21 protein-coding genes and 1 pseudogene are annotated in these 19,421 nt (G+C 74.0%); 8 read left to right on the plus strand and 14 right to left on the minus strand.

Annotated features, from left to right (window positions below; all coding sequences use genetic code 11):
• The 5 genes from ACRYCC_RS18315 to ACRYCC_RS18335 all read right to left on the minus strand — a co-directional run bounded on the left by ACRYCC_RS18315 (window position 1) and on the right by ACRYCC_RS18335 (window position 3,429).
• Window positions 1-963 carry a DMT family transporter gene (locus ACRYCC_RS18315; protein WP_433813570.1) on the minus strand — a complete coding sequence of 321 codons (963 nt, stop codon included), beginning with the start codon at window positions 961-963 and terminating at the stop codon, window positions 1-3.
• Window positions 964-1,035: 72 nt separating this feature from the next.
• Window positions 1,036-1,551, minus strand: a complete 516-nt coding sequence (locus tag ACRYCC_RS18320) for a GNAT family N-acetyltransferase (RefSeq protein WP_433813572.1) — start codon at window positions 1,549-1,551, stop codon at window positions 1,036-1,038.
• 34 nt (window positions 1,552-1,585) lie between these two features.
• On the minus strand, window positions 1,586-2,029 hold the full coding sequence (locus ACRYCC_RS18325; protein ID WP_433813574.1) for a hypothetical protein: 444 nt from the start codon (window positions 2,027-2,029) through the stop codon (window positions 1,586-1,588).
• 9 nt (window positions 2,030-2,038) lie between these two features.
• Complete coding sequence (locus ACRYCC_RS18330) at window positions 2,039-2,905, minus strand: Sco1979 family transcriptional regulator (protein WP_433813922.1); 867 nt, start codon at window positions 2,903-2,905, stop codon at window positions 2,039-2,041.
• A gap of 287 nt (window positions 2,906-3,192) precedes the next feature.
• The gene (locus ACRYCC_RS18335; protein ID WP_433813576.1) at window positions 3,193-3,429 is read right to left on the minus strand and encodes a DUF397 domain-containing protein; all 237 of its coding nucleotides are present in this window, start codon (window positions 3,427-3,429) and stop codon (window positions 3,193-3,195) included.
• A gap of 343 nt (window positions 3,430-3,772) precedes the next feature.
• Here ACRYCC_RS18335 and ACRYCC_RS18340 point away from each other — a divergent pair, with 343 nt between their 5' ends.
• The gene (locus tag ACRYCC_RS18340; protein ID WP_433813578.1) at window positions 3,773-4,009 is read left to right on the plus strand and encodes a hypothetical protein; all 237 of its coding nucleotides are present in this window, start codon (window positions 3,773-3,775) and stop codon (window positions 4,007-4,009) included.
• 372 nt (window positions 4,010-4,381) lie between these two features.
• Here the strand turns inward: ACRYCC_RS18340 and ACRYCC_RS18345 are convergent, their stop codons facing one another.
• Window positions 4,382-6,220, minus strand: coding sequence for a thiamine pyrophosphate-requiring protein (locus ACRYCC_RS18345; RefSeq protein ID WP_433813580.1), 1,839 nt, complete (start codon window positions 6,218-6,220; stop codon window positions 4,382-4,384).
• Window positions 6,221-6,466: 246 nt separating this feature from the next.
• On the opposite strand from ACRYCC_RS18345, the gene ACRYCC_RS18350 reads away from it, so the two are divergent.
• The 4 genes from ACRYCC_RS18350 to ACRYCC_RS18365 all read left to right on the plus strand — a co-directional run bounded on the left by ACRYCC_RS18350 (window position 6,467) and on the right by ACRYCC_RS18365 (window position 10,392).
• The gene (locus tag ACRYCC_RS18350) at window positions 6,467-7,816 is read left to right on the plus strand and encodes a PP2C family protein-serine/threonine phosphatase (RefSeq protein WP_433813581.1); all 1,350 of its coding nucleotides are present in this window, start codon (window positions 6,467-6,469) and stop codon (window positions 7,814-7,816) included.
• Window positions 7,817-7,843: 27 nt separating this feature from the next.
• Window positions 7,844-8,689 carry an SAM-dependent methyltransferase gene (locus ACRYCC_RS18355; protein ID WP_433813582.1) on the plus strand — a complete coding sequence of 282 codons (846 nt, stop codon included), beginning with the start codon at window positions 7,844-7,846 and terminating at the stop codon, window positions 8,687-8,689.
• A 19-nt stretch (window positions 8,690-8,708) separates the two neighbouring features.
• A complete protein-coding gene (locus ACRYCC_RS18360) occupies window positions 8,709-9,971 on the plus strand; it encodes a CynX/NimT family MFS transporter (RefSeq protein WP_433813584.1) in 1,263 nt (420 codons plus the stop codon).
• Between the two features lie 187 nt (window positions 9,972-10,158).
• The gene (locus tag ACRYCC_RS18365) at window positions 10,159-10,392 is read left to right on the plus strand and encodes a hypothetical protein (protein ID WP_433813586.1); all 234 of its coding nucleotides are present in this window, start codon (window positions 10,159-10,161) and stop codon (window positions 10,390-10,392) included.
• A 48-nt stretch (window positions 10,393-10,440) separates the two neighbouring features.
• Here ACRYCC_RS18365 and ACRYCC_RS18370 read toward each other — a convergent pair whose 3' ends face one another.
• The 4 genes from ACRYCC_RS18370 to moaA all read right to left on the minus strand — a co-directional run bounded on the left by ACRYCC_RS18370 (window position 10,441) and on the right by moaA (window position 12,782).
• Entirely contained in the window at window positions 10,441-10,692 is a 252-nt protein-coding gene (locus ACRYCC_RS18370; protein WP_433813587.1) for a DUF6457 domain-containing protein, read from the minus strand.
• A 72-nt stretch (window positions 10,693-10,764) separates the two neighbouring features.
• Window positions 10,765-11,442, minus strand: coding sequence for a molybdenum cofactor guanylyltransferase (gene mobA / locus ACRYCC_RS18375; protein ID WP_433813589.1), 678 nt, complete (start codon window positions 11,440-11,442; stop codon window positions 10,765-10,767).
• Complete coding sequence (locus ACRYCC_RS18380) at window positions 11,429-11,740, minus strand: DUF3467 domain-containing protein (protein ID WP_433813591.1); 312 nt, start codon at window positions 11,738-11,740, stop codon at window positions 11,429-11,431. Before ACRYCC_RS18380 ends, mobA begins: the two co-directional genes overlap by 14 nt.
• A 52-nt stretch (window positions 11,741-11,792) precedes the next feature.
• Window positions 11,793-12,782, minus strand: coding sequence for a GTP 3',8-cyclase MoaA (moaA, locus tag ACRYCC_RS18385; protein ID WP_433813593.1), 990 nt, complete (start codon window positions 12,780-12,782; stop codon window positions 11,793-11,795).
• A gap of 217 nt (window positions 12,783-12,999) precedes the next feature.
• On the opposite strand from moaA, the gene ACRYCC_RS18390 reads away from it, so the two are divergent.
• Together ACRYCC_RS18390 and ACRYCC_RS18395 are read left to right on the plus strand one after the other, a co-directional pair.
• The gene (locus tag ACRYCC_RS18390) at window positions 13,000-13,803 is read left to right on the plus strand and encodes an alpha/beta hydrolase (RefSeq protein ID WP_433813594.1); all 804 of its coding nucleotides are present in this window, start codon (window positions 13,000-13,002) and stop codon (window positions 13,801-13,803) included.
• An 80-nt stretch (window positions 13,804-13,883) separates the two neighbouring features.
• Complete coding sequence (locus tag ACRYCC_RS18395; RefSeq protein ID WP_433813596.1) at window positions 13,884-14,411, plus strand: XdhC family protein; 528 nt, start codon at window positions 13,884-13,886, stop codon at window positions 14,409-14,411.
• 18 nt (window positions 14,412-14,429) lie between these two features.
• Here the strand turns inward: ACRYCC_RS18395 and ACRYCC_RS18400 are convergent, their stop codons facing one another.
• Window positions 14,430-14,591, minus strand: a complete 162-nt coding sequence (locus tag ACRYCC_RS18400; RefSeq protein ID WP_433813598.1) for a hypothetical protein — start codon at window positions 14,589-14,591, stop codon at window positions 14,430-14,432.
• Window positions 14,592-14,608: 17 nt separating this feature from the next.
• Here ACRYCC_RS18400 and ACRYCC_RS18405 point away from each other — a divergent pair.
• Window positions 14,609-15,238: pseudogene (locus ACRYCC_RS18405) on the plus strand (hypothetical protein); the annotation flags it as partial.
• 121 nt (window positions 15,239-15,359) lie between these two features.
• On the opposite strand, the gene ACRYCC_RS18410 reads toward ACRYCC_RS18405, so the two are convergent.
• From ACRYCC_RS18410 to ACRYCC_RS18420, 3 genes are all read right to left on the minus strand, one after another.
• On the minus strand, window positions 15,360-16,850 hold the full coding sequence (locus ACRYCC_RS18410; protein ID WP_433813600.1) for an FAD-dependent monooxygenase: 1,491 nt from the start codon (window positions 16,848-16,850) through the stop codon (window positions 15,360-15,362).
• Window positions 16,851-17,117: 267 nt separating this feature from the next.
• Complete coding sequence (locus tag ACRYCC_RS18415; protein WP_433813601.1) at window positions 17,118-18,203, minus strand: TfoX/Sxy family DNA transformation protein; 1,086 nt, start codon at window positions 18,201-18,203, stop codon at window positions 17,118-17,120.
• A 5-nt stretch (window positions 18,204-18,208) separates the two neighbouring features.
• Window positions 18,209-19,402, minus strand: coding sequence for an RtcB family protein (locus tag ACRYCC_RS18420; RefSeq protein ID WP_433813603.1), 1,194 nt, complete (start codon window positions 19,400-19,402; stop codon window positions 18,209-18,211).
• Window positions 19,403-19,421: the final 19 nt, after the last annotated feature.

Raw genomic sequence — 19,421 nt, forward strand, 5'->3', positions numbered from 1 at the left:
CTAACGGCGCCGCCGCGGGCGTGCCCGCCCGTTGCTGGTGGCCACCACCTCCAGCCCGGCGAGGATGAGCAGCGCGCCGGGGATCGCCGTCCACGACGGCACCTGCCCGAGCCAGAGCGCGGCGATCAGCGCCGCCACCGGGACCTCCAGCAGGATGGCCGCGGACACCACGGTGGCGCTGGTGGTCTTCAGCACCCGGTTGAACAACGTGTGGCCGAGCAGCTGCGCCGTCGCCGTCAGGACGAGGATCTTGATCCAGGCGTCGCCGGACAGCCCGGTCAGGCGCTGCCCGGTGGCGAGCGCGGCGAGCCCGAGCACCAGCGCCGCGGTGCCGTAGCAGATCACCGCGTAGGGCGTGAGGGACACCGTCTGGCGGACCCTGGCACCGAAGGTCATGTACACCGCGGCGAGCGCGCCCGCCAGCAGCGCGACCAGGTCCCCGGCGAACGCCCGGCCCGACACGTGCAGGTCGGCGCTGGACAGAGCGACGACACCGACGGTGGCGACCACGATGCCCGCCCAGGCGCGCGCGGAGACCCGGTCGCCGCGGGCTCTCGCGATGAACGCGGCGAAGATCGGCTGGGCGGCGGCGAAGGCGGTCGCCGAGGCGACCGAGGTCATCGTCAGGCTCGAGGTCCAGGCCGCGAAGTGCCCGCCCAGGGCGAGCCCCGCGGCCAGTGCGGCCAGCCACTCCGCGCGGCGCAGCGAGCGGAACTCGCCCAGGTGCCGCCAGAACGCGAAGGGGGCGAGCGCCCCGGCGCCGATCACGTTGCGCCAGAACGCGATCGCCAGTGCCGGGGCGGCGGTGGCCGCGATCAGCGGGCCGGAGGCGCCGACCGCGCACAGGGCGACCGCGAGGACCACCAGGTCGGGGGTGGACGGCCGGTGGATCGCCGAGACCTGCGGCGACTCGACGGCAGGGGGCGGTACGGGCGTCGGGGATGTCAGGAGTGCTCCCTGCACGGGGTCATGACGAATTCCGGGAGCAGCCTAACCGGGTCCGGCGGGAAGGACGATCGCCGCCCCCCGCCGCCGTCAGGGCGTGTCCGGCAGCTGTTCGGTCCGGGTCCGGAAGGGGCGGAAGCCCCGCCTCCGGTAGTTCGGCAGGGCGTTGGGATGGTCGACGCTCGAGGTGTGCAGCCATACCCGGCTCACCGGCTCGCCGTCGGCCGGCTCGGCAGCCCATGCCTGCCGGACGGTCAGGGTCAGCGCGTGCCCGCCCAGCCCCCTGCCGACGTACTCCGGGAGCAGCCCGAACGTGGTGATCTCCACCTGGCCGCGGGGCTGCGGCTCGATGTCGGCGATGCCGGCGACCTCGGAGCCGTACCGGATGAGCCAATACCCGCGAAGGGGATGGGCCAGCCACCGCGCCCACTCCTCGTCCGACCGGGTGGCGCTCCGCCACTTGTACGGAGCCCCGATCCGGGCCTGCGTCGCCGCGATCAGCGGCGAGGACCGGTCGACGCGGTCGAGGGTGACCTCGGGAACCGGCCGGGCGGGGTTCAGCTCGTCGGGGCCGGTCATCTCGAGATAGGTGACGATCTGTTCCATGGCGCCGAGGCTAGCGGGAGAGGCGCCCCGGAGGTCAACGGCCGGCCCGGTCCGTACCCGCGGGGTCGTAGGCCAGCAGCCCCTCGGCGAAGCCGTCGTCGTCGGCCGCCGAGCGGTAGCGCAGCGGCTCGCCGGGGACGTGGTCGGCGAGCTCCTCCCCCGCGGCGATCCGCACGACGAGCCCGGCGAACCGGTCGGGCTCGGGCAGCACCTCGCCGCCGAACTGGCCGTGGGTGTAGGTCTCGGCCGCGGGGAAGTCCTCGGCCTTGCGGGAGTAACCCCAGCCGTGCTCCTCGGTCCAGCCCAGGTCCAGCAGCTCGACGCGGCCCCGGCTCCCGAGCACCAGCGCCTCGATGGACCCCGTCCGCAGGCCCTCGTCGCCGGCGTCGACCGCCGCGATCTCCACGCCGAAGGACTGCAGGGCGGCCTCGCAGGCACCGAGATAGCCCACGTGCGCCCACCGCGACACCCTGGTCATCGGCGGCCGTCAGAGCTCGTCGAGCAGCGTGCCGAGCATGCGCCTGGTGCCTGCGGTGTTCTCCGCCTGCACGCACAGCCGGTCCATGGTGCTCATGTAGTCGTTGAGCTGCTCGCGCTTGTCGAGGTAGAGGGCGCTGTTGAGCTGCTCGAGGTAGACCACGTCGGGCAGGTCCGGCTCGGCGAACCGCAGGATGGTGAAGGGGCCGCCGGCCGCCGCGTGGGCACCGGCGTGGAACGGGACGATCTGGAGGGTGACGTTCTGCAGCGCGGTGAGCTCGAGCAGGTGCTTCAGCTGACCGCGGAGCACCTCGCGCCCGCCCGGCGACCGCCGCAGCGCCGCCTCGTCCAGCACCGCCCACAGCTTGGGGCCGCCCGGCTGGGTGAGCAGCTGACGGCGCCTCATCCGCAGGTCGACGCGGCGGTCGATCTCCTCGGCCGGAGCGTGCGAGTTCGCGATCATGATGACGGCACGGGCGTAGTCCTCGGTCTGCATCAGCCCGTGCACGAACTGCATCTCGTAGCTGCGGATGACCGAGGCGGCCGCCTCCAGCCCGACGTAGACCTCGAACCAGGCGGGCAGGATGTCGCCGTACTGGTGCCACCAGCCCGGGGTGCTGGCCTGCCGGGCGAGCGCCAGGAGCGCCTCGCGCTCCTCCTCGCCGGTGATGCCGTACAGCGTCAGCAGATCGGCGACGTCGCGCTGCTTGAAGCCGCTGCGCCCCAGCTCCAGCCGGCTGATCTTGGAGTGGGTGGCGCGGATCGCGTCCGCGGCCTCCTCACGGGTGAGCCGCCTGGTCTCGCGGAGCCTGCGCATCTGTGCGCCCAGCATGATCCGCAGCGCCGTGGGCCCGCCCCGGGGGCCGCCGGTCCCCATGGCCGGAGCGCCCTCTCCCGGCCGATCAGCGTTCTGGAATGCGTCGTCGGGCCGGTCAGGCCCCGCGGTAGACCCGCTCACGTCTCCCACTCTCCGGTCTCCACCGCACGGCCAGCCGCCGGGCTCACGCCCCGTGCGCGGTCGTGCGTTCCCGCCCCGCGCCGGGCAACCGGACGATTCTGCCCGGTGTCCCATGGCGCACTGTCGTCCCGATAGTGCTGTTGATATCACATCTGCACTCGCAGGCGTACGGGCGAGCACTGTGTGCTACAGCACCGATCGGGAACCTAGCGGATCAGATAGTCGAACTCACCGTCCTTCGCGCCCCGGAGGAAAGCCGTGATCTCGGCCGGGGTGTAGATGAGCGCCGGGCCACCGGGATCGCGCGAGTTACGGACGGCGACCACTCCGTCCTGCAGTTCCGCCACCTCCAGGCAGCTCCCGTTCGGATTGCTGTGGCCGCTCTTGTGCCAGACGGCCCCCCGCAGCCGTGAGGCGGGCATGCCGTTGTAGGGGTGCGACATCGGCCCTCTCTCCTCGTGTCGGTGCCGGCACCGGTGCTGCTACCGGCGCCGGTCAGGCCAGTTCACGATAGCTCCTGCACGTGCATTTGTTCGTGCAGTTGATTGTTCTTTCATTTGGCTTATCAAATGAGCTTGCGCTTGAGAGCGCGACAACACAAGATGGTGCTCATGGAACCGGTCCGAGCGATTGGCTCCATCACCCCGGGATCAGCACGCGGCCACACCCCAGCCGCCAGCCGCTGCACTCTGGGCCGCCCGTGCTCGTCGACAGTTACATCCGCGGGCATCGCACGAGCCACGCGGCTCCATGCACCGCTGGGATCTGACCAGGGGAAAGGTCGGCATGCGCTATCTCAGGGACAGTGACCGGCAGGCCCTCCAGCTCGCCGGTGACCTGGAGAAGGCGATCCATCAGTGGCTCGGCCAGCGCGGGGTGGACGGCACCTGCACGATCTCGCCCTATGTCGATCCGGCGGGCCGCCCCGCCGTGCTGGTCAAGATGGACGGGCACGTGGCCGGCGCCATGGTGGCCGGCCTGAACCAGCCGCGTGATCACAACGGCCCCCGCGCCCGCCCATGACGGAACAGGGCCGCCCCCGGGGCGACGGCGCGGACCGGCACCTGACGGCACGGTCGCCGCGTCCGGCGGGGACCGTGGCGGAGCCGGTGCGAGCCGATGCCACCGCCGATCTCGACCGGCTGGCCGGGCCCCTGCGCGGCGCCGGCTTCGAGTGCGCACGGCGCGGCGACGGCGGCCTGCCGCGGCTGCGCGTATGGCACCCGGCACTGCCGGGCGTCGGGGAGAGCGTCAGCGTGATGCCCGGCCCCGGGGTCACCGAGCCCTGGTTCGGTTGCTCGTCGGGCACGCCGCTCGCGCCCTGCGGCGACCCGGCCGGGGCGGCCACCCGGGTCATCGGGCTGCTGGCGCCCTTCGTGCCGCGCTCCCCCGGCTTCATCCGTGACGGCACCACGGACATCCCGCCCGACGAGGCGGGCCAGACGACCTCACCGGGGGGACCGGTGACCGGCCTGACGACCGGCGCGGGACGTCAGGCAGGATCGCTCCCGGCGGCCCGCGGTTCCGCGGGCCGCCGGCGGGTGGGCCGCTCCGCGTGATGTGCACGTCGACGACCGCCGACCGCCCGGCGTCGACGGCCTCCAGACCGCGCCGCAGGGCCGGGATCAGCTCGGCGCGATCGCGTACCCGCTCGCCGTCGGCGTGGCAGGCGCGGGCCACCGCGGCGAAGTCGGGCGGCCGGCTGAACCGCGTGCCCACCGCGTCGCCCTGCGCGGCCGACAGCCCCTCGGGAAAGAGCTCGAAGACCGGGAGCCTGCTCGCCCGGTAACCGTCGTTGTTCAGCACGACCGCCAGGATCGGCGCGTCCACCTCGGCGGCCAGGCACAGCGCCGCCGTGGGGACGCCGAACATGAAGCTGCCGTCGCCCACCACGGTCACCACCCGGCGCCCCGGCGACGCCAGGCTGACACCGACGGCGCCGCCGAGGCCCCAGCCCAGGCCCGGGCTGCCCGTGCCGTACAGCGTGCCCGGCAGGCCGCGCTCCAGGGCCTGATGGAGCGCACCGGCGCTGGTGACCGCCTCCTCCACCACGATGTCGTCCTGGCCCAGGAGCGAGTTCAGCGCCTCGACCGCCTCCAGGGCGGTGATCGGCCCCTCCGCCCCGGCGGCGGGAGCGGCGGGAGCCGTGCGGGGCACCGGGGGACGCTCCGGGCGCTCGGCTCCGGACTCCTCCAGATGCCGCACCAGCTGGCCGAGCGCCGTCGCCCCGTCCGCGGTCACCGCCAGGTCGACCGGGAAGGTCCACAACGGCATGTCGGTCCTCAGCGGGTCGGCGTCGAGGTGGATGACCGTGGCGTCGTCCGCGGGCCGGGTGAACTTCGGGATCCAGGGCACGTCGCAGTCGGCGACGAGGATCACGTCGGAGTCCCGGACGAGCCGCTGTGCCTCCGCGGCCGACCCCGCGCGCATCGGATGGGAGGAGGCGATGTTCACGCAGCCGCTCTCGGCGGTGTCGATGACGCGGACGCCGGCGAGGTCGGCCAGCCGTGTCACGGCGGCGAAGCCCTCCGGCCGGCGTCCCACCTTCGAGGTGATGAGCAGCGGGCGCTCGGCCGCGGTCAGCCGATCGGCGATCCAGCGCACCGTCTCGGCGTCGGCGGCCGGCGGGCGCGCCACCGCGTACCCGGTCGTACGGCCGAGGTCGCGGGCCGGCGGGTCCATCAGGACGTCGCGGGAGACCATGAGGTAGGCCGCGCCCGGCCGGCCGCCGGTGGCCACCTGCACCGCCCGGCCGATGGCCCTGGGCAGCATGTCCGCCCGGGTGATCTCCATCACCCACTTGGCGTAACCGCGGACGATCCCCGCCTGGTCGGGCACGTCCTGCTGCCAGTGGATGGTGTGCGAACGGCCTCCAACGGAGTCCGGATCCTCGCCGTACGGCGTCTTGCCGGCGATGACGATCACCCCGGCGCGGTCGCGCATCACGTTGTGCATCATGGCGCCGAGGTTCTGGGTGCCCACGTCGACGTGCACGAAGACGCACTGCGGCCGCCGGGTCACCTGGTAGTACCCGTGGGCGGCGGCCAGCGCGACCGACTCGAACGAGCAGATGATGATCCGGGGGATGGTGACCTTGGCGTCGGTGAGCACGGCGGCCGCCTCCTGGAGCGGGGCCGAGTCCGTGCCGGGGTTGAGGAACAGATGCTCGACCCCGTGCTCGCCGAGCAGCCACAACAGATGCTCGGCGGTGGTCGCCGGCCGGAAGTCGTCCACGCGGTTTCTCCTCATGCAAACGGTTGTCATCAGTACGAACCGAGATCAAATACCTGAAGCGTAGAAGATCGATCATCGCATCGTCCCCACCTTGGGGCGGTCGCGCGAGATAGCCTGAGGACCGATTTGCCGAAGCTTGCTGCGGTTGCGTCCAGGATGGGTGCGTAGCAAGATCTTGATCCGCGGCTGTACCGAGCCGTCCCCCGGCCTTCCGACCCGTGCCACGTCCCGGTAGGAGAGTGAACGGTGCTGCCCGACCTCGAGGACGATGGTCCGGGCGGTGGCGCGCACCGGCCGACCGCGGCCGGGGACGCGCGGCTGGCTCTGCTGCACGAGGCCGGCACGCTGATGGCCGCCACCCTGGACATGCGGCAGGTGGCCCGTCACCTGGTCGAGGTGGCGCTCCGGCGGTTCGCCGACGCAGTCGGCGTGTACCTGGTGGAGCACCTGATCCTCGGCGAGGAGGTGCCCCCGCCGGCCGACGGCAGGTCGATCGAGGCCCGCCGGATCGCGGTGGGCGCGTCCGGCGTGGACCTCGAGGCCTGGCTGGCCACCGGTGAGGTGGTCGTGATCGCGGCCGACAGCCCGTACGCCGTCTGCGTGAACACCGGCGCCCCGCAGCGGTTCAGCGCGCTGGGGCAGCGCGACCTCGAGCGGATCGGTCATGCCGGCGGGTCGGAGGCCCTGCGGCGGCTTCGAGATCTCACCGACTTCGTGGTCGTCCCGCTCATGGTCGGCACCACGGGGCTGGGGTTCGTGACGTTCGCGCGCGGCCGGCGTTCCGAGCCGTTCTCCGGCGGCGAGGTGCGGCTCGCGGGAGAGATCGCCGCCCACGCGGCCCGCTGCCTCGACAACGCCCGGCTGTACGGGCGGGAACGGGCCGCCGCGCGGGCGCTGCAGGCCAGCCTGCTCCCCGGGGCGCTGGACGCCGTGCCGGGGCTGGAGATCGCCCACCGGTATCTGCCCGCCGGCAGCACCAGCCTGGTCGGCGGCGACTGGTACGACGTGATCCCGCTCACTGAGGAGCGCGCCGTGCTCATCATCGGTGACGCGATGGGACACGGCTCGGAGGCCGCGGCCGCCATGGTGCAGCTGCGGGCGTCCGCGCGGACGCTCGCCACGCTCGGCCTGGGGCCGGCCGAGGTGCTCACCTGGCTGGACCGGATCGCGCCCAACCTCGGGCCGGTGCAGTTCGCGACCTGCCTGTGCGCGCTCTACGACCCGTCGGAGCGGATGTGCACCTTCAGCCGTGCCGGGCATCCGCCGCCGATCCTCATCCACGCCGGCGGCGGCTGCGAGCTGCTGGAGGGGCCGCCCGGCCTGCCGCTGGGGCTCGGGGACGCCCGGTTCCAGTCCACCCGGGTGACGATCCCCGACGGGGCGACGCTGGCGCTGTACACCGACGGGCTCGTGGAGTCGCGCGACCGCGATCTCGACGCTGGCATCGGCGCCCTGCTGTCGGCGCTGACCGGCGCCCCGGACTCGCTCGACGCCACCTGCGGCAGCGTGGTCGAGGAGATGCTCGCCGGCCCGAACGAGGACGACGCCACGGTGATGCTGGCGCGGGCCCATGCGGCCCCGGGCGGTGTCGCATGATCGCAGACCTACTGGGAGGGTGAACGGATGGACAGCTCCGATTGGTCGTCCGGAGTCGATCCGACGAAGGCCAGTGTGGCCCGGATCTACGACTACCTGCTCGGCGGCACGCACAACTTCTCCACCGACCGGGACGTCGTACGGACCCTGGAGGCGATCGAACCGCAGGCCCGCGCCATCGCGCAGGCCAACCGCGCCTTCCTGGGCCGGGCGACCCGCTTCCTGGTGGAGGAGGCGGGCATCCGGCAGTTCATCGACGTCGGCTCCGGGATCCCGACGCAGGGCAACGTGCACGAGATCGTCCAGCGGTACGCCCCGGAGTCGCGGGTGGTCTACGTCGATCACGATCCGGTCGCCGTCGCGCACAGCAACGCCATCCTCGCCGGCAACCCGAACGCCGCGGTGGTCCAGGCGGACCTCACCGAGCCGGACGAGATCCTCGGGCACCCGACCGTCCAGCAGATGATCGATTTCGATCGCCCCGTCGGGCTCCTCCTGGTCGCCGTCCTGCACTTCATCCCCGACGCGCAGCACCCCGAGCTGATCACCGACCGGCTGCGCGCGCCCCTGGCCCCCGGCAGCCACCTGGTGATCAGCCACGGCACCCACCAGGACCATCAGACGACCACCGCGGCGGTGACGAAGGTCTACCAGCGCGCCGTGGCCCAGGGGCAGGCCCAGGTACGCTCCCGCGAGGAGATCGCCCGGTTCTTCGACGGGTTCGAGTTCGTCGAGCCCGGCCTGCAGTACGGCCCGCTCTGGCGCCCCGACTCGCCGGGCGACGTCCCCGAGGACTCCAGCCGCTTCTGGTTCCTGGGCGGCGTCGGCGTCAAGAGGGACGCCGCGAGCGACGTCCGGCGGGAGCAGGCCTGATGCGGTGCGACCGGGACGCATGAACGCCGGGCGACGGCGCACCGGCCTCTGGTCCCTCGGGCTGATCGTGCTGGTCGCGCTCAACCTGCGGCCGGCCATCACCGCCGTGGGACCGCTGCTCACCGACATCCGCTCCGGCCTGGGCCTGTCCAGTGCGACCGCCGGGGCGCTCACCACCCTGCCGGTGCTGTGCTTCGGCGTCTTCGGGCTGCTGGCCCCGGCCCTGCGGCACCGGTTCCGCGGGGAGGTGCTGCTGGTCGCCGGCATGGCCCTGCTCACCGCCGGGCTGCTGGTGCGCACCGTGCCGTCGCTGGTCGCGCTGTTCGGCGGCACCCTGCTCGCCGGGATCGCGATCAGCGTCTGCAACGTGACCCTGCCCGCCGTCATCAAGCGCGACCATCCCCGTCACGTCACGTTCGTCACGGCCCTCTACTCCACCGCCCTCACCGTCGGCGCGGCCATCGCGTCCGGGATCGCGGTGCCCATTGAGGACACGACCGGCGGCGGCTGGCGGCTCCCCCTCGGGCTGCTGGCCGTCCCCGCGGTGCTGGCGGGCCTGGCCTGGGTGCCGCGTGCCCTGCGCGCGGCGGGCCGGCCGCCCGCCGAGACGGGCACACCGCTGCCGTTGTGGCGTGACCGGCTGGCCTGGCAGGTGACCGCGTTCATGGGGCTCCAGTCGCTGCTGGCCTACGTGGTCTTCGGCTGGCTCCCGACCATCTGCCAGGACCGGGGCCTGAGCGAGGCCGACGCGGGGCTCGTCCTGGCGGTGTCCAGTTTCGTGCAGGCCATCGGATCCCTGATCGTGCCGGCGGTCGACCGGCGGCTGCGCGACCAGCGCCCGCTCGTCGTCGCGGTCGGGGTGCTCACCGCCGCCGGGTTCGCCGGGGTCGCCTGGGCGCCCGCCGGCCTGATCTGGGGGTCGGCCGTCGTGCTGGGCCTGGGCCAGGGGGCGGGGTTCGCGCTCGCGCTGGCGTTCATCGGGCTGCGCGCCGGTGACGCGCAGGTCGCCGCGCGGCTGTCGGGCATGGTCCAGGGCGGCGGTTACCTCATCGCGGCGACCGGCCCGTTCGCCTTCGGCATGCTGCACGACGTCAGCGGGGCGTGGAACGTTCCGGCCGCCATCGCCGTCGCCCTCGCCGCCCTGGAGGTCCTCCCCGGCCTGGCGGCCGGCCGGGCCCGGACCATCCGCCACGCCACCCCCGGCCCCGCCACCCCGGCCACCACCGGCCCCCAGGCGCGCCCCACCCGTGACCGCCGCCCGCCGACCCCGCCACCGCCGTGACCGCCACCCACCCGCCCGCCTCCGTGCCACGCAATGGCCCCACCACCCCACCCCTTCATGATCATGCAATCAATCGTCGATTGACTGCATGATCACGGGAGGAGTGGGGCAGGCGTCGTGCCTTCGGCGCCGGCGCGCGCCGGGCGTGCGGCGGGACTGGGGCCGGGGGGTGCCAGACTGGCTTCCCGTGACCGATACACCTGCAGAGACTCCGCAGTGCTCCTTCAAGGGCTGCCGCGCCGACGCCACCTGGGCGCTGCGCTGGAACAACCCCAAAGTGCACACCCCGGAGCGGCGCAAGATCTGGCTGGCCTGCGACGACCACCGCGAGCACCTGTCGGCCTTCCTCGACCTCCGCGGGTTCCTGCGCGACGTGGTCCCGTTCGGCGACCTCGACGCGGCGGAACGCGGAGCGCTGTGACCGCCCGTGCGCTCGGGAGCCGGTGCGGCGCGGGCGGGCCGCCGGGTCTCACTCGGGATGCGCGGGCGGCCGCCGCTCCCCCTGCCAGCCCATGGCCAGCTCGCTGAGCCGGGCGGCGGCGGGGCCGGGGTCGGCGCCCCGCCCGACCGCCAGCCCGAGCAGGAAGGCCGTCAGCGGCGCTCCGGGACGGGCCACTCCGTGCGCCACGTCCCGGGCCAGGTCCAGCACCAGGTCGCGATCCACGCAGGCCCGGTCCAGGTCCAGCTCCAGGCAGACGACGTCCAGCCACTCCTCCAGCATCCACTTCCTCCGCCCTCGCGGCCGGACGGCCGCGTATCCGACTTGCTGCCCGTCCCGCGGGACGGGGAATGCCTACCGCACGCCGCGGCCGGTCCCCGGGCCCCCGGTCGTGCGTCCGGGGGCGCCGAGCCGGCCGGCCAGGTCGAGGTCCGCGGGCGTGTCACAGTCGAACCAGGCGGGCGGCTCCCCCACGGGCTCCTCCGTGGACTCGCCCGTGGACTCACCTGGGACGGGCGCCACCAGTGCCGGTTCGAGCGGGCCGAGCAGACCCCGCAGGGAACCGCCCTCATAGTCCCGCAGCGCAGTGCTGAGCACGTCACTGCGCCACACTCCGGCCAGCCACTGCCGGTGGCCTCCGGTGTCGGTCAGGACCGCCCCGGCGTGCCCGCGGGCGGCCTCGAACAGGCCGGTGAGGTCGGCCGGGCGCAGGAACGGCAGGTCGGCGGCGAGCAGGGCCGTCCACGGAGCCCGGACCGCTGCCATGCCCGCGCGCAACGCCGGCACCGGGCCGGCGCCGGGAGGGTCCTCCCGGACGACCAGCGCGTGCGGCAGCTCGGGCCGTGCCGGGCCCACGATGATCAGGCGCTCCGCGGCCGCCGCGGCGGCGGCCACCCGCGCGATCAGCGACCGGCCGCCCACCAGGGCGCCCGGCTTGTCGGCACCGCCGAGCCGCCGGGCCGCGCCGCCCGCCAGCACCACGGCGTCATAGCGGGTGCCGGCCGGGGAAGGCCCCGGCTCACTCCTGGACATGCCCGCTCTTGCCGGTCTCCCGCTCGTAGGCGCTGAGGTTCTGCTCCAGGGTCTTCATGAGCTCCCAGACCTGGCTCGGCGGGATCCGCACCCGGGAGACCACCCGCGCGGGCACGTGCACGTAGAGCGAGTCCGCCTCGGTGTCCTGGGTCACCTCGGGCGGGCGCACCTCGGTGGCGAAGTCCAGGACGAAACAGTCCTGTGTGCGCCACACGGACACGAAGGCGGCGTACGCGCCGACCTCGACGTCGGGCGTCACCGTCATCTCGACCCGGTGTTCCATGGGCTCGTCGTTCACGATCCCATTCTCACCGTCTTCGGCGGGCGTTCAGGCCGGAACACGCTGTCCGTCACCCGCCGATAGCGGACATTGGGCGGCTGGGCTGCAGGAAGGACGGGTCGTCGATGCCGTGACCGGCCCGTTTCACCCGCACGGCGGCACGCCATCGCTCCGCCAGCTCGTCGTCGCCCGCCCCGGCCCGCATCGCGTCCCGCAGGTTCGACTCGTCCTGCGCGAACAGGCAGTTGCGGATCTGGCCGTCGGCGGTGAGCCGGACCCGGTCGCACGCGCCGCAGAAGGGGCGGGTGACGGAGCCGATCACGCCGACCACGGCCGGGCCGCCGTCGACCAGGAAGGCCTCGGCGGGCGCGCTGCCGCGGGCCTCCGGCTCCTCCGGGACCAGCTCGTAGGCCTCCTTCAGCCAGCCGAGGATCTCGTCGGCGGTCACCATGGTGTCGCGGCGCCAGCCGTGCTGGGCGTCCAGCGGCATCTGCTCGATGAACCGCAGCTGGTAGCCGCGGTCGAGGCAGTACCGCAGCAGCGGGACGGCCTCGTGCTCGTTCACCCCGCGCATGAGCACGGTGTTGACCTTGACGGGGGCCAGCCCGGCCCGCTGGGCCGCGTCGAGGCCGGTGAGCACGTCGGCGAGCCGGTCCCGGTGCGAGAGCGTACGGAAGGTCTCGTGGTCCAGCGTGTCGAGCGAGACGTTGACCCGGTCCAGCCCCGCCTCGTGCAGGGTGCCCGCCAACCGGTCCAGGCCGATGCCGTTGGTGGTGAGCGAGACCTGCGGGCGCGGCCGCAGCGCGGTCGTGGCCCGCACGATCCCGGCGAGGCCCCGGCGCAGCAGGGGCTCGCCGCCGGTGTAGCGGACCTCGGTGATCCCGAGCCGCTCCACTCCGATCCGGACCAGGCGTACGACCTCGTCGTCTGTGAGCAGCTGCGGTTTCGGCAGCCAGTCCAGCCCCTCGGCCGGCATGCAGTAGGTGCAGCGCAGATTGCACTTGTCGGTGAGGGAGACCCGCAGGTCCGTCGCCACCCGCCCGAAGCCATCGACCAGCACGGGCGTCCTCCTCCTGATGAACCCTGCTCGGATGCACCCGCTCTGGTGAACCCCGCAGGAAAGCCTGCACACCGCCGCCTATGCCGCCCAGCCTATGCGGATCCGGCACGGTACGGCCTGTCCGGCCCGCCCGGATCGGGCGTACGGGGATCTTCTTGACTCTCCGGGGCGGCCGGGCCACGGTGGGCATGCATCGTCGCCGATGGAGGAGATCTCGATGGCCCGACCACATCAATGGCGCTTTCCCGGCACCCGGGGCACGATCGTCGCCCAGGAGTGGCCGCGCGGGGCGCCCCGCTTCCTGGCGGTGCTGTCCCACGGCTACGGCGAGCACATCGGCCGCTACCAGCACGTCGCCGAGGCGCTGGACCGCCACGGCGCGGCGGTGTACGGGCCGGACCACCTGGGGCACGGGGAGTCGGCCGGTGAGCGGGTCCTGATCGAGGACTTCGAGGACGTCGTCACCGATCTCCGTACCGTCGTCGCCCGGGCCGAGGGCGACCATCCCGGCGTGCCGGTGGTGCTCATCGGGCACTCGATGGGCGGGATGATCGCCGCCCGCTACGCGCAGCGGTACGGCTCGGAGCTGTCCGCGCTGGTGCTGTCCGGCCCGATCCTCGGCAGGTCCGAGGCGCTCGGCCTGCTGGTGACGCTGGACCCGATGCCCGACATCCCCATCGACCCCGGCACCCTGTCCCGTGATCCCGAGGTCGGCAAGGCCTACGCCGCCGATCCCCTGGTCTGGCACGGCCCGTTCAAGCGCGTCACCGTCACCGCGATCCTCGCCTGCCTGCGGGCCATCGAGTCGGGCGGCACGATCGACGTGCCCACCCTCTGGATCCACGGCGAGAACGACCGGCTCGTCCCGCTGGCCGACACCCGGACCGGCATCGAGACCATCCGCGGCCGGGACCTGACCGAGCGGATCTACCCGGGCGCCGAGCACGAGATCTTCAACGAGACCGACCAGGACGTCGTCATCGGCGACGTTCTGGCCTTCGTCGACCGCGCCCTGCCCTGACCCGCCCACCCGGACCCGGCCCGTTCCGTTCCGGCGGGATGGGCCGCGTCCGGGACGGCCGCTGGTGGGAGAATGTGCCCATGACCGCTCCGGAGGAACACGACCCGGCCTGCGCGGTCGCGCACGGGGAGGTGACGCCCGGCACCGGCGACCGCACGCTGGTGGCGGTGTTCGCCTCACCGGTGGCCGACCACCTGCTGCGCTACGGCGCCGATCTCGGTTTCCGCGGGGTGCTGGTGGAGCCCGACGCCGAGCGGGCCGCCGCGGCCCGGCGGCCCGGCGTGCTGGTCGTCGGTGAGCCGCCCGCCGACCTCGACGGCAGCGCGGACGTCGTGGTCACCGACCACCACCGGCCCGAGCTCGGCGGCGTGCTGCGGCAGGTGCTCACCCGCCCGGCCCGGTGGATCGGTGTCATGGGCAACCCGCGCCATCCCGGCCCGCACGTGGCGGCGCTCACCGAGCTGGGCGTCCCCGCCGCCGACATCGCCCGGGTGCACCGGCCGGTGGGGCTCAACATCGGCTCCCGCACGCCACCGGAGATCGCCATCGCGACCCTGGCGGGGCTGCTCGCCGACCGCAACGACCGGCCCGGCGGCTTCGCCTTCTGACGGCCGGCCCGGACCCCGTCAATCCGGGGGGCCGGCGGCCTCGGCGAGCCGGGTGTGCAGCCGCGCCCGGATCTCGTCGGGGGTGTAGGCGCGACGGCGCCGCTCCGACCGGGCGATCACCACGCCCGTGGCGGCGACACCGAGGAAGCCCGCGAGACCGAGTATTTTCCACCAGCGCATGTGCCTAGGCTATAGCGATGGCGGGCAAGAGCATCAGCCTCGACGAGGCCACGGATCTGACACGTACCGGCGACGTCTGGCTGTTCCGCGGCCGCTCGGCGGCCGACCGGGCCATTCAGATGACCACCAACAGCCCGGTCAACCACGTCGGCATGTCCGTCGTCATCGACGACCTGCCGCCGCTGATGTGGCACGCGGAGCTCGGCCGGTCCCTCCCGGACCTGTGGTCGGGCACCCACCAGCGCGGCGTCCAGCTGCACGACCTGCGCGAGGCGGTCGTCGTGTGGGGCACCCGCTACGGCCAGCGGGGGTGGCTGCGCCAGCTCGACCGCCCGGTCACCCGGGAGATGGAGGACGCCGTCCTGCGCACCATCGCCCGGCTGGACGGCACTCCCTTCCCCTCGACGAGCCGGCTCGCCTCACGGTGGCTGCGCGGGCGGGTGCCCGCGTTCCGGAGGGGCCCGCGGGAGGGCGACCTGGAGACGGCGTACTGCGCGGAGGTCATGGCCGTCACCTACGAGGCGATGGGGCTGCTGCCTCCCGGGCGCCGGGTCAACTGGTACGACCCCGGCAGGTTCTGGAGCGGCGACGATCTCGAGCTGGCAGGCGGCGCCCGGCTCGGCGGGGAGATCGCGGTGGAGCTGCCGCCGGGTGGTCCGGCCCCCGTCCGGGGCGGTGCCCGGCGGGCCCCGGCCGCCCATGGGTGGGAGGCCTGGGCCGCGCGGGCGAAGGAGGCGCTACGGCACCGCCGGTAGGACGCGCCGCTCGTCACCGCCCGGTGGCGGGCTGGGGCGTGGTGGTCTGCGCGGGCGCGCCGCACCAGGCGTTCAGCGCCCCCTCGATGGCGTCGGCGCGGGCCTGCGGGTGCGGTTCGTCGGTGGCCCAGGCGATGTAGGCGTCCGGCCGGACCAGCACCGTGCTGCGGGAGGGACCGGACAGCATCGCGCACTCCACCCGGTCCGCCCACCCCGCCGGCACCGAGTCCGGCACGGCCGCGCCCTCGGGCATCACCAGCACGAACCGCCGGGTCCGCAACGCCTCGTACAACCGCCGCCCATCGCCCAGCGGAACATCCGGCGCCCGCCGGCCGGCCAGCCGATGCGCGCCGTCCCGCGCGGGGTAGGCGATGTCGAGACCGGAGATCGCCCCGGTGACGCGCCGGGTCACCGGCCGCAGCCGGGTCACCGTGCGGGCGCCGAGGTTGCGGGCGGCGCGCAGCACCCGGGGTGCGGTCAGGACGGCGCGCAGCAGGGTGCCGCTGGTGCGCAGCACCTGGCGGCCGACCGGGTGGCGTTCGGTGTGGTAGGTCTCCAGCAGCCCCTCGGGGGCGTGGCCGCCGAGCGTGGCCGCGAGTTTCCAGCCGAGGTTGGCCGAGTCCTGGATGCTGGTGTTCATGCCCATGCCCCCGGCCGGTGAGTGCACGTGCGCGGCATCGCCCACCAGGAACACCCGGCCGACCTGGTAGCGCGGCACCTGCCGCTCGTCGCTGTGGAACCGCGACATCCACCGCGGGTCGTGCATGCCGTGGTCGGTGCCCAGCGCCCGCCGGACCACCTCGCGGATCTCCTCCAGGTCGAGCGGCGCGTCATCGGGCACCTGATGCCGGCGGTTCCAGGCGATGACGCGATACCAGCCGTCACCGAAGGGCACCAGGAAGGCGAAGGCGTCCCCGACCGCGTTGGCGGTCAGCACGTCGGACGGCGGGTCGGACAGCCGCACGTCGGCCAGCATCACCGACCGCACCGCCGACCGGCCCGGGAACGGCAGGCCCAGCGCCCGCCGCACGGTGCTGCGCACCCCGTCGGCGCCCACGACGTAGGCCGCGCGCTCCGTGCGGGTGGTGCCGTCCCGGTGGCGCACCGCCACGTCGACGCCGGCCGGGTCCTGGCGGAGCCCGATCACTTCGATGCCGGTACGGATCTCGGCGCCGAGGGCCCGGGCGCGCTCGCCCAGCACCCGTTCGGTCTCGTACTGCGGGGTTATCAGCACGTGGTTGAACCGGCTCGGCAGCCGGGTCAGGTCGAGCCGGGCGCCGCCCAGGAACCGCAGCCTGCCCAGCCGGATGCCGGTCCGGTTGAGCTCGTCGGCGACGCCCCGCGCGTCCAGCTGCTCCAGCGTGCGGGCGTGCACGGCGAAGGCGCGGGTGAGGTTGGACTCCCCCTCGCGCCGCTCGAGCACCGCGCAGGTGACCCCGGCCGCGGCCAGGTCACCGGCGAGCATCAGCCCCGCCGGGCCCGCGCCCACGATCAACACGTCCATGCGGAGAGCACCTCCTCGTCCTCTCGCCGGCCGGCGTCGGGACATCCCTTCCCGTCCTCCCCCGGCGCACACCCGCGCCGGGCGACTTCCGGGGGCGCCCGTCCGAGCCCGCCCTCGGCCGGGTTCTCCCGCGCGATGCCGCCAGGCGCGCGGCGGTGACCGAGGAGACCGCCCGCAACCTGCCGAGATGCTGCGCGCGGCCATCGGGGAGGTCGGGGAAAGAGAGGAGTACGACGACACGACCGCCCGGCGAGCACCGGCCGCCGCTCAGGCGGGGGTGGCCCGGCCCGGGGACCGATCCAGCTCGGCGAGCAGCAGGGCCTTGCGGTGGGCCGGGACGGTCCGCCAGTCCCGGTAGGTGAGCGCGGCCTCCATCGCCCAGAGCATCTTCAGGGTGAGACCCGGCAGCTTCGCCTCCCGCAGCCGCCGGTAGGCCGTCACCGGTCCGATCTCGGCGAGCTCGTCGAGCGTGTGGACGCCCGCCACCGCCAGCCACCGCGCCGCGCAGGCGCCGAGCTCACGGCCGTCGCGGACCCGCAGGGCCGCCTCCCCGGACAGGACGGCGCCGCGGTGCCAGACCGCGGCCCGCAGCGAGCCGGGGTCCGCGGGGGCGTCCGGACCGGCCAGCACCTCGGCGCGGGCCCGCCGCGCGACGCCCACCCGGCGCCGGAAGTCGGCGAAGAGCTGGACCTCGCCCTCCTGACCGTGGTCCCAGACACCGAAGTACTCGTGGGTGGTCCGGTAGGGGCCGTCCGGCTCCATCGCGGCGGCGCGTACCGCCCAGCGGCGGGCCTCCCATGGGGACGCCGGGCGCAGGTGGAGCACCCCGCCCCGGCGGTCCACGGCCCCGGAATCGGTCCAGCGGTCCGCGGCCGGCCGGTCCCGGGCGTGGTCCTGATGCCAGGCGCGGACGTCGGCCAGCGCGTGGTCCAGGCCGAAGGTCCGCCAGCGGACGGTGCCCGCCGGGGCCGTGGTGAACGGCAGCCGGCCCCTGAGGTCGCGGGCCGCCCGGTCGCCGAGCGGGGTGTGCCAGCCGGGGACGAGCACGATCGGGTCGGCCGGGTCGGCGTCGAAGGGCGTGGGGGTCAGGAACGGCCGGTCGATCAGTACGAGCGTGCCCGGCCTGGACTGGTAGGACAGCCCCCACAGGAGCCGGCCCAGCAGCCGGGCGCCGTGCCGGTCGGACAGCACGTGCCAGGTCTCGTGGAACCGGTTGGTGCTGTACCGGGCCGTCGTGCCGGGCCGCAGGCCGACGACCGTGTGGTCGTGGCCGTCCAGCCGGACGACCCGGCGATGCAGCTTCATGCCGTCGGCGGCGGCCCGGGCGGTCCCGGGCCGCTGCCGCCTGCGCATGTCCCTCAGCCCTTCACACAGATCAGCTGGCGGAGGTGGGCGACCACCTCGACCAGGTCCGACTGGGCCTCGATCACCGCGTCCAGGTCCTTGTAGGCCCCCGGGATCTCGTCGATGACGCCGGTGTCCTTGCGGCACTCGACGCCGCGGGTCTGTGCCACGAGGTCGTCGACGGTGAAGGTCCTGCGGGCCTTGGTGCGGCTCATCTTCCGCCCGGCCCCGTGCGAGGCCGAGTTGTAGGCCCTGGGGTTGCCCAGGCCCCGGACGACGTAGGTCCCGGTCGCCATCGAGCCCGGGATGATGCCCAGGTCGCCCGCGCCCGCGCGGATGGCGCCCTTGCGGGTGACCAGCAGCTCGACCCCGTCGTAGATCTCCTCCGCCACGTAGTTGTGGTGACAGGAGATCAGCTCGTCCCAGCGGCACCGCCGCGGGCCGAACCGGTTGGTCAGCACGTTCTGGGCCAGCGCGAGCATGACGGCGCGGTTGCGCCGCGCGTACTCCTGCGCCCAGAACAGGTCCCGGCGGTAGCGCTCCATCGCGGCGGTGCCGGTGAGGAACACCGCCAGATCCCGGTCGGGCAGGTCCTGGTTGTGCGGCAGCTTCCGGGCGGCCTCGACGTGGTGCTCGGCGAGCTCGTTGCCGATGTTGCGCGAACCGGAGTGCAGCACGATCCAGATCGCGCCGTCGTCGTCCGCGCACAGCTCCAGGAAGTGGTTGCCGCCGCCGAGCGTGCCCATCTGCGCGCGTGCCCGGCCGAACCGTCCGTGCACCGAGGGGACGAGCTCGTCGAAGCCCTTCCAGAACTCGTACCAGCCGCGTTCCTTGAGGCCGGGCAGCCCGTCGGGGTCGATCGCCGACTTGTGCGAGCCGCGGCCCACCGGAATGGCCTTCTCCAGCCGGCCGCGCAGCCCGCCGAGGTCGTCCGGCATGTCCTCGACCGTGAGGGTGGACCGGACCGCGGTCATGCCGCAGCCGATGTCCACGCCGACGGCCGCCGGCGACACGGCGTCGCGCATCGCGATCACCGAGCCGACCGTGGCGCCCTTGCCGTAGTGCACGTCGGGCATGACGGCCAGGCCCTGCACCCACGGCAGGTTCGCCACATTGCGCAGCTGGTCGAGCGCGACGTCCTCGACGTCCGCCGGGTCCGTCCACATGCGGATCGGAACGCGGCCGCCCCGCAAGGTCTCGTACGGCATCTGCAGCTCCTCTCCGCCA

The sequence above is a fragment of the Actinomadura scrupuli genome, assembly GCF_050971785.1.
GTDB lineage: Bacteria > Actinomycetota > Actinomycetes > Streptosporangiales > Streptosporangiaceae > Actinomadura_E > Actinomadura_E scrupuli.

What these genes read in the sequence shown, in the direction of transcription:
- ACRYCC_RS18320 (WP_433813572.1), bottom strand. Translation starts at nt 1,551, where the DNA reads ATGGAACAGATCGTCACCTATCTCGAGATGACCGGCCCCGACGAGCTG.
- ACRYCC_RS18325 (WP_433813574.1), bottom strand. Translation starts at nt 2,029, where the DNA reads ATGACCAGGGTGTCGCGGTGGGCGCACGTGGGCTATCTCGGTGCCTGC.
- ACRYCC_RS18330 (WP_433813922.1), bottom strand. Translation starts at nt 2,905, where the DNA reads ATGGGGACCGGCGGCCCCCGGGGCGGGCCCACGGCGCTGCGGATCATG.
- ACRYCC_RS18335 (WP_433813576.1), bottom strand. Translation starts at nt 3,429, where the DNA reads ATGTCGCACCCCTACAACGGCATGCCCGCCTCACGGCTGCGGGGGGCC.
- ACRYCC_RS18340 (WP_433813578.1), top strand. Translation starts at nt 3,773, where the DNA reads ATGCGCTATCTCAGGGACAGTGACCGGCAGGCCCTCCAGCTCGCCGGT.
- ACRYCC_RS18355 (WP_433813582.1), top strand. Translation starts at nt 7,844, where the DNA reads ATGGACAGCTCCGATTGGTCGTCCGGAGTCGATCCGACGAAGGCCAGT.
- ACRYCC_RS18360 (WP_433813584.1), top strand. Translation starts at nt 8,709, where the DNA reads ATGAACGCCGGGCGACGGCGCACCGGCCTCTGGTCCCTCGGGCTGATC.
- ACRYCC_RS18370 (WP_433813587.1), bottom strand. Translation starts at nt 10,692, where the DNA reads ATGCTGGAGGAGTGGCTGGACGTCGTCTGCCTGGAGCTGGACCTGGAC.
- mobA (WP_433813589.1), bottom strand. Translation starts at nt 11,442, where the DNA reads ATGTCCAGGAGTGAGCCGGGGCCTTCCCCGGCCGGCACCCGCTATGAC.
- ACRYCC_RS18390 (WP_433813594.1), top strand. Translation starts at nt 13,000, where the DNA reads ATGGCCCGACCACATCAATGGCGCTTTCCCGGCACCCGGGGCACGATC.
- ACRYCC_RS18395 (WP_433813596.1), top strand. Translation starts at nt 13,884, where the DNA reads ATGACCGCTCCGGAGGAACACGACCCGGCCTGCGCGGTCGCGCACGGG.
- ACRYCC_RS18400 (WP_433813598.1), bottom strand. Translation starts at nt 14,591, where the DNA reads ATGCGCTGGTGGAAAATACTCGGTCTCGCGGGCTTCCTCGGTGTCGCC.
- ACRYCC_RS18410 (WP_433813600.1), bottom strand. Translation starts at nt 16,850, where the DNA reads ATGGACGTGTTGATCGTGGGCGCGGGCCCGGCGGGGCTGATGCTCGCC.
- ACRYCC_RS18415 (WP_433813601.1), bottom strand. Translation starts at nt 18,203, where the DNA reads ATGCGCAGGCGGCAGCGGCCCGGGACCGCCCGGGCCGCCGCCGACGGC.
- ACRYCC_RS18420 (WP_433813603.1), bottom strand. Translation starts at nt 19,402, where the DNA reads ATGCCGTACGAGACCTTGCGGGGCGGCCGCGTTCCGATCCGCATGTGG.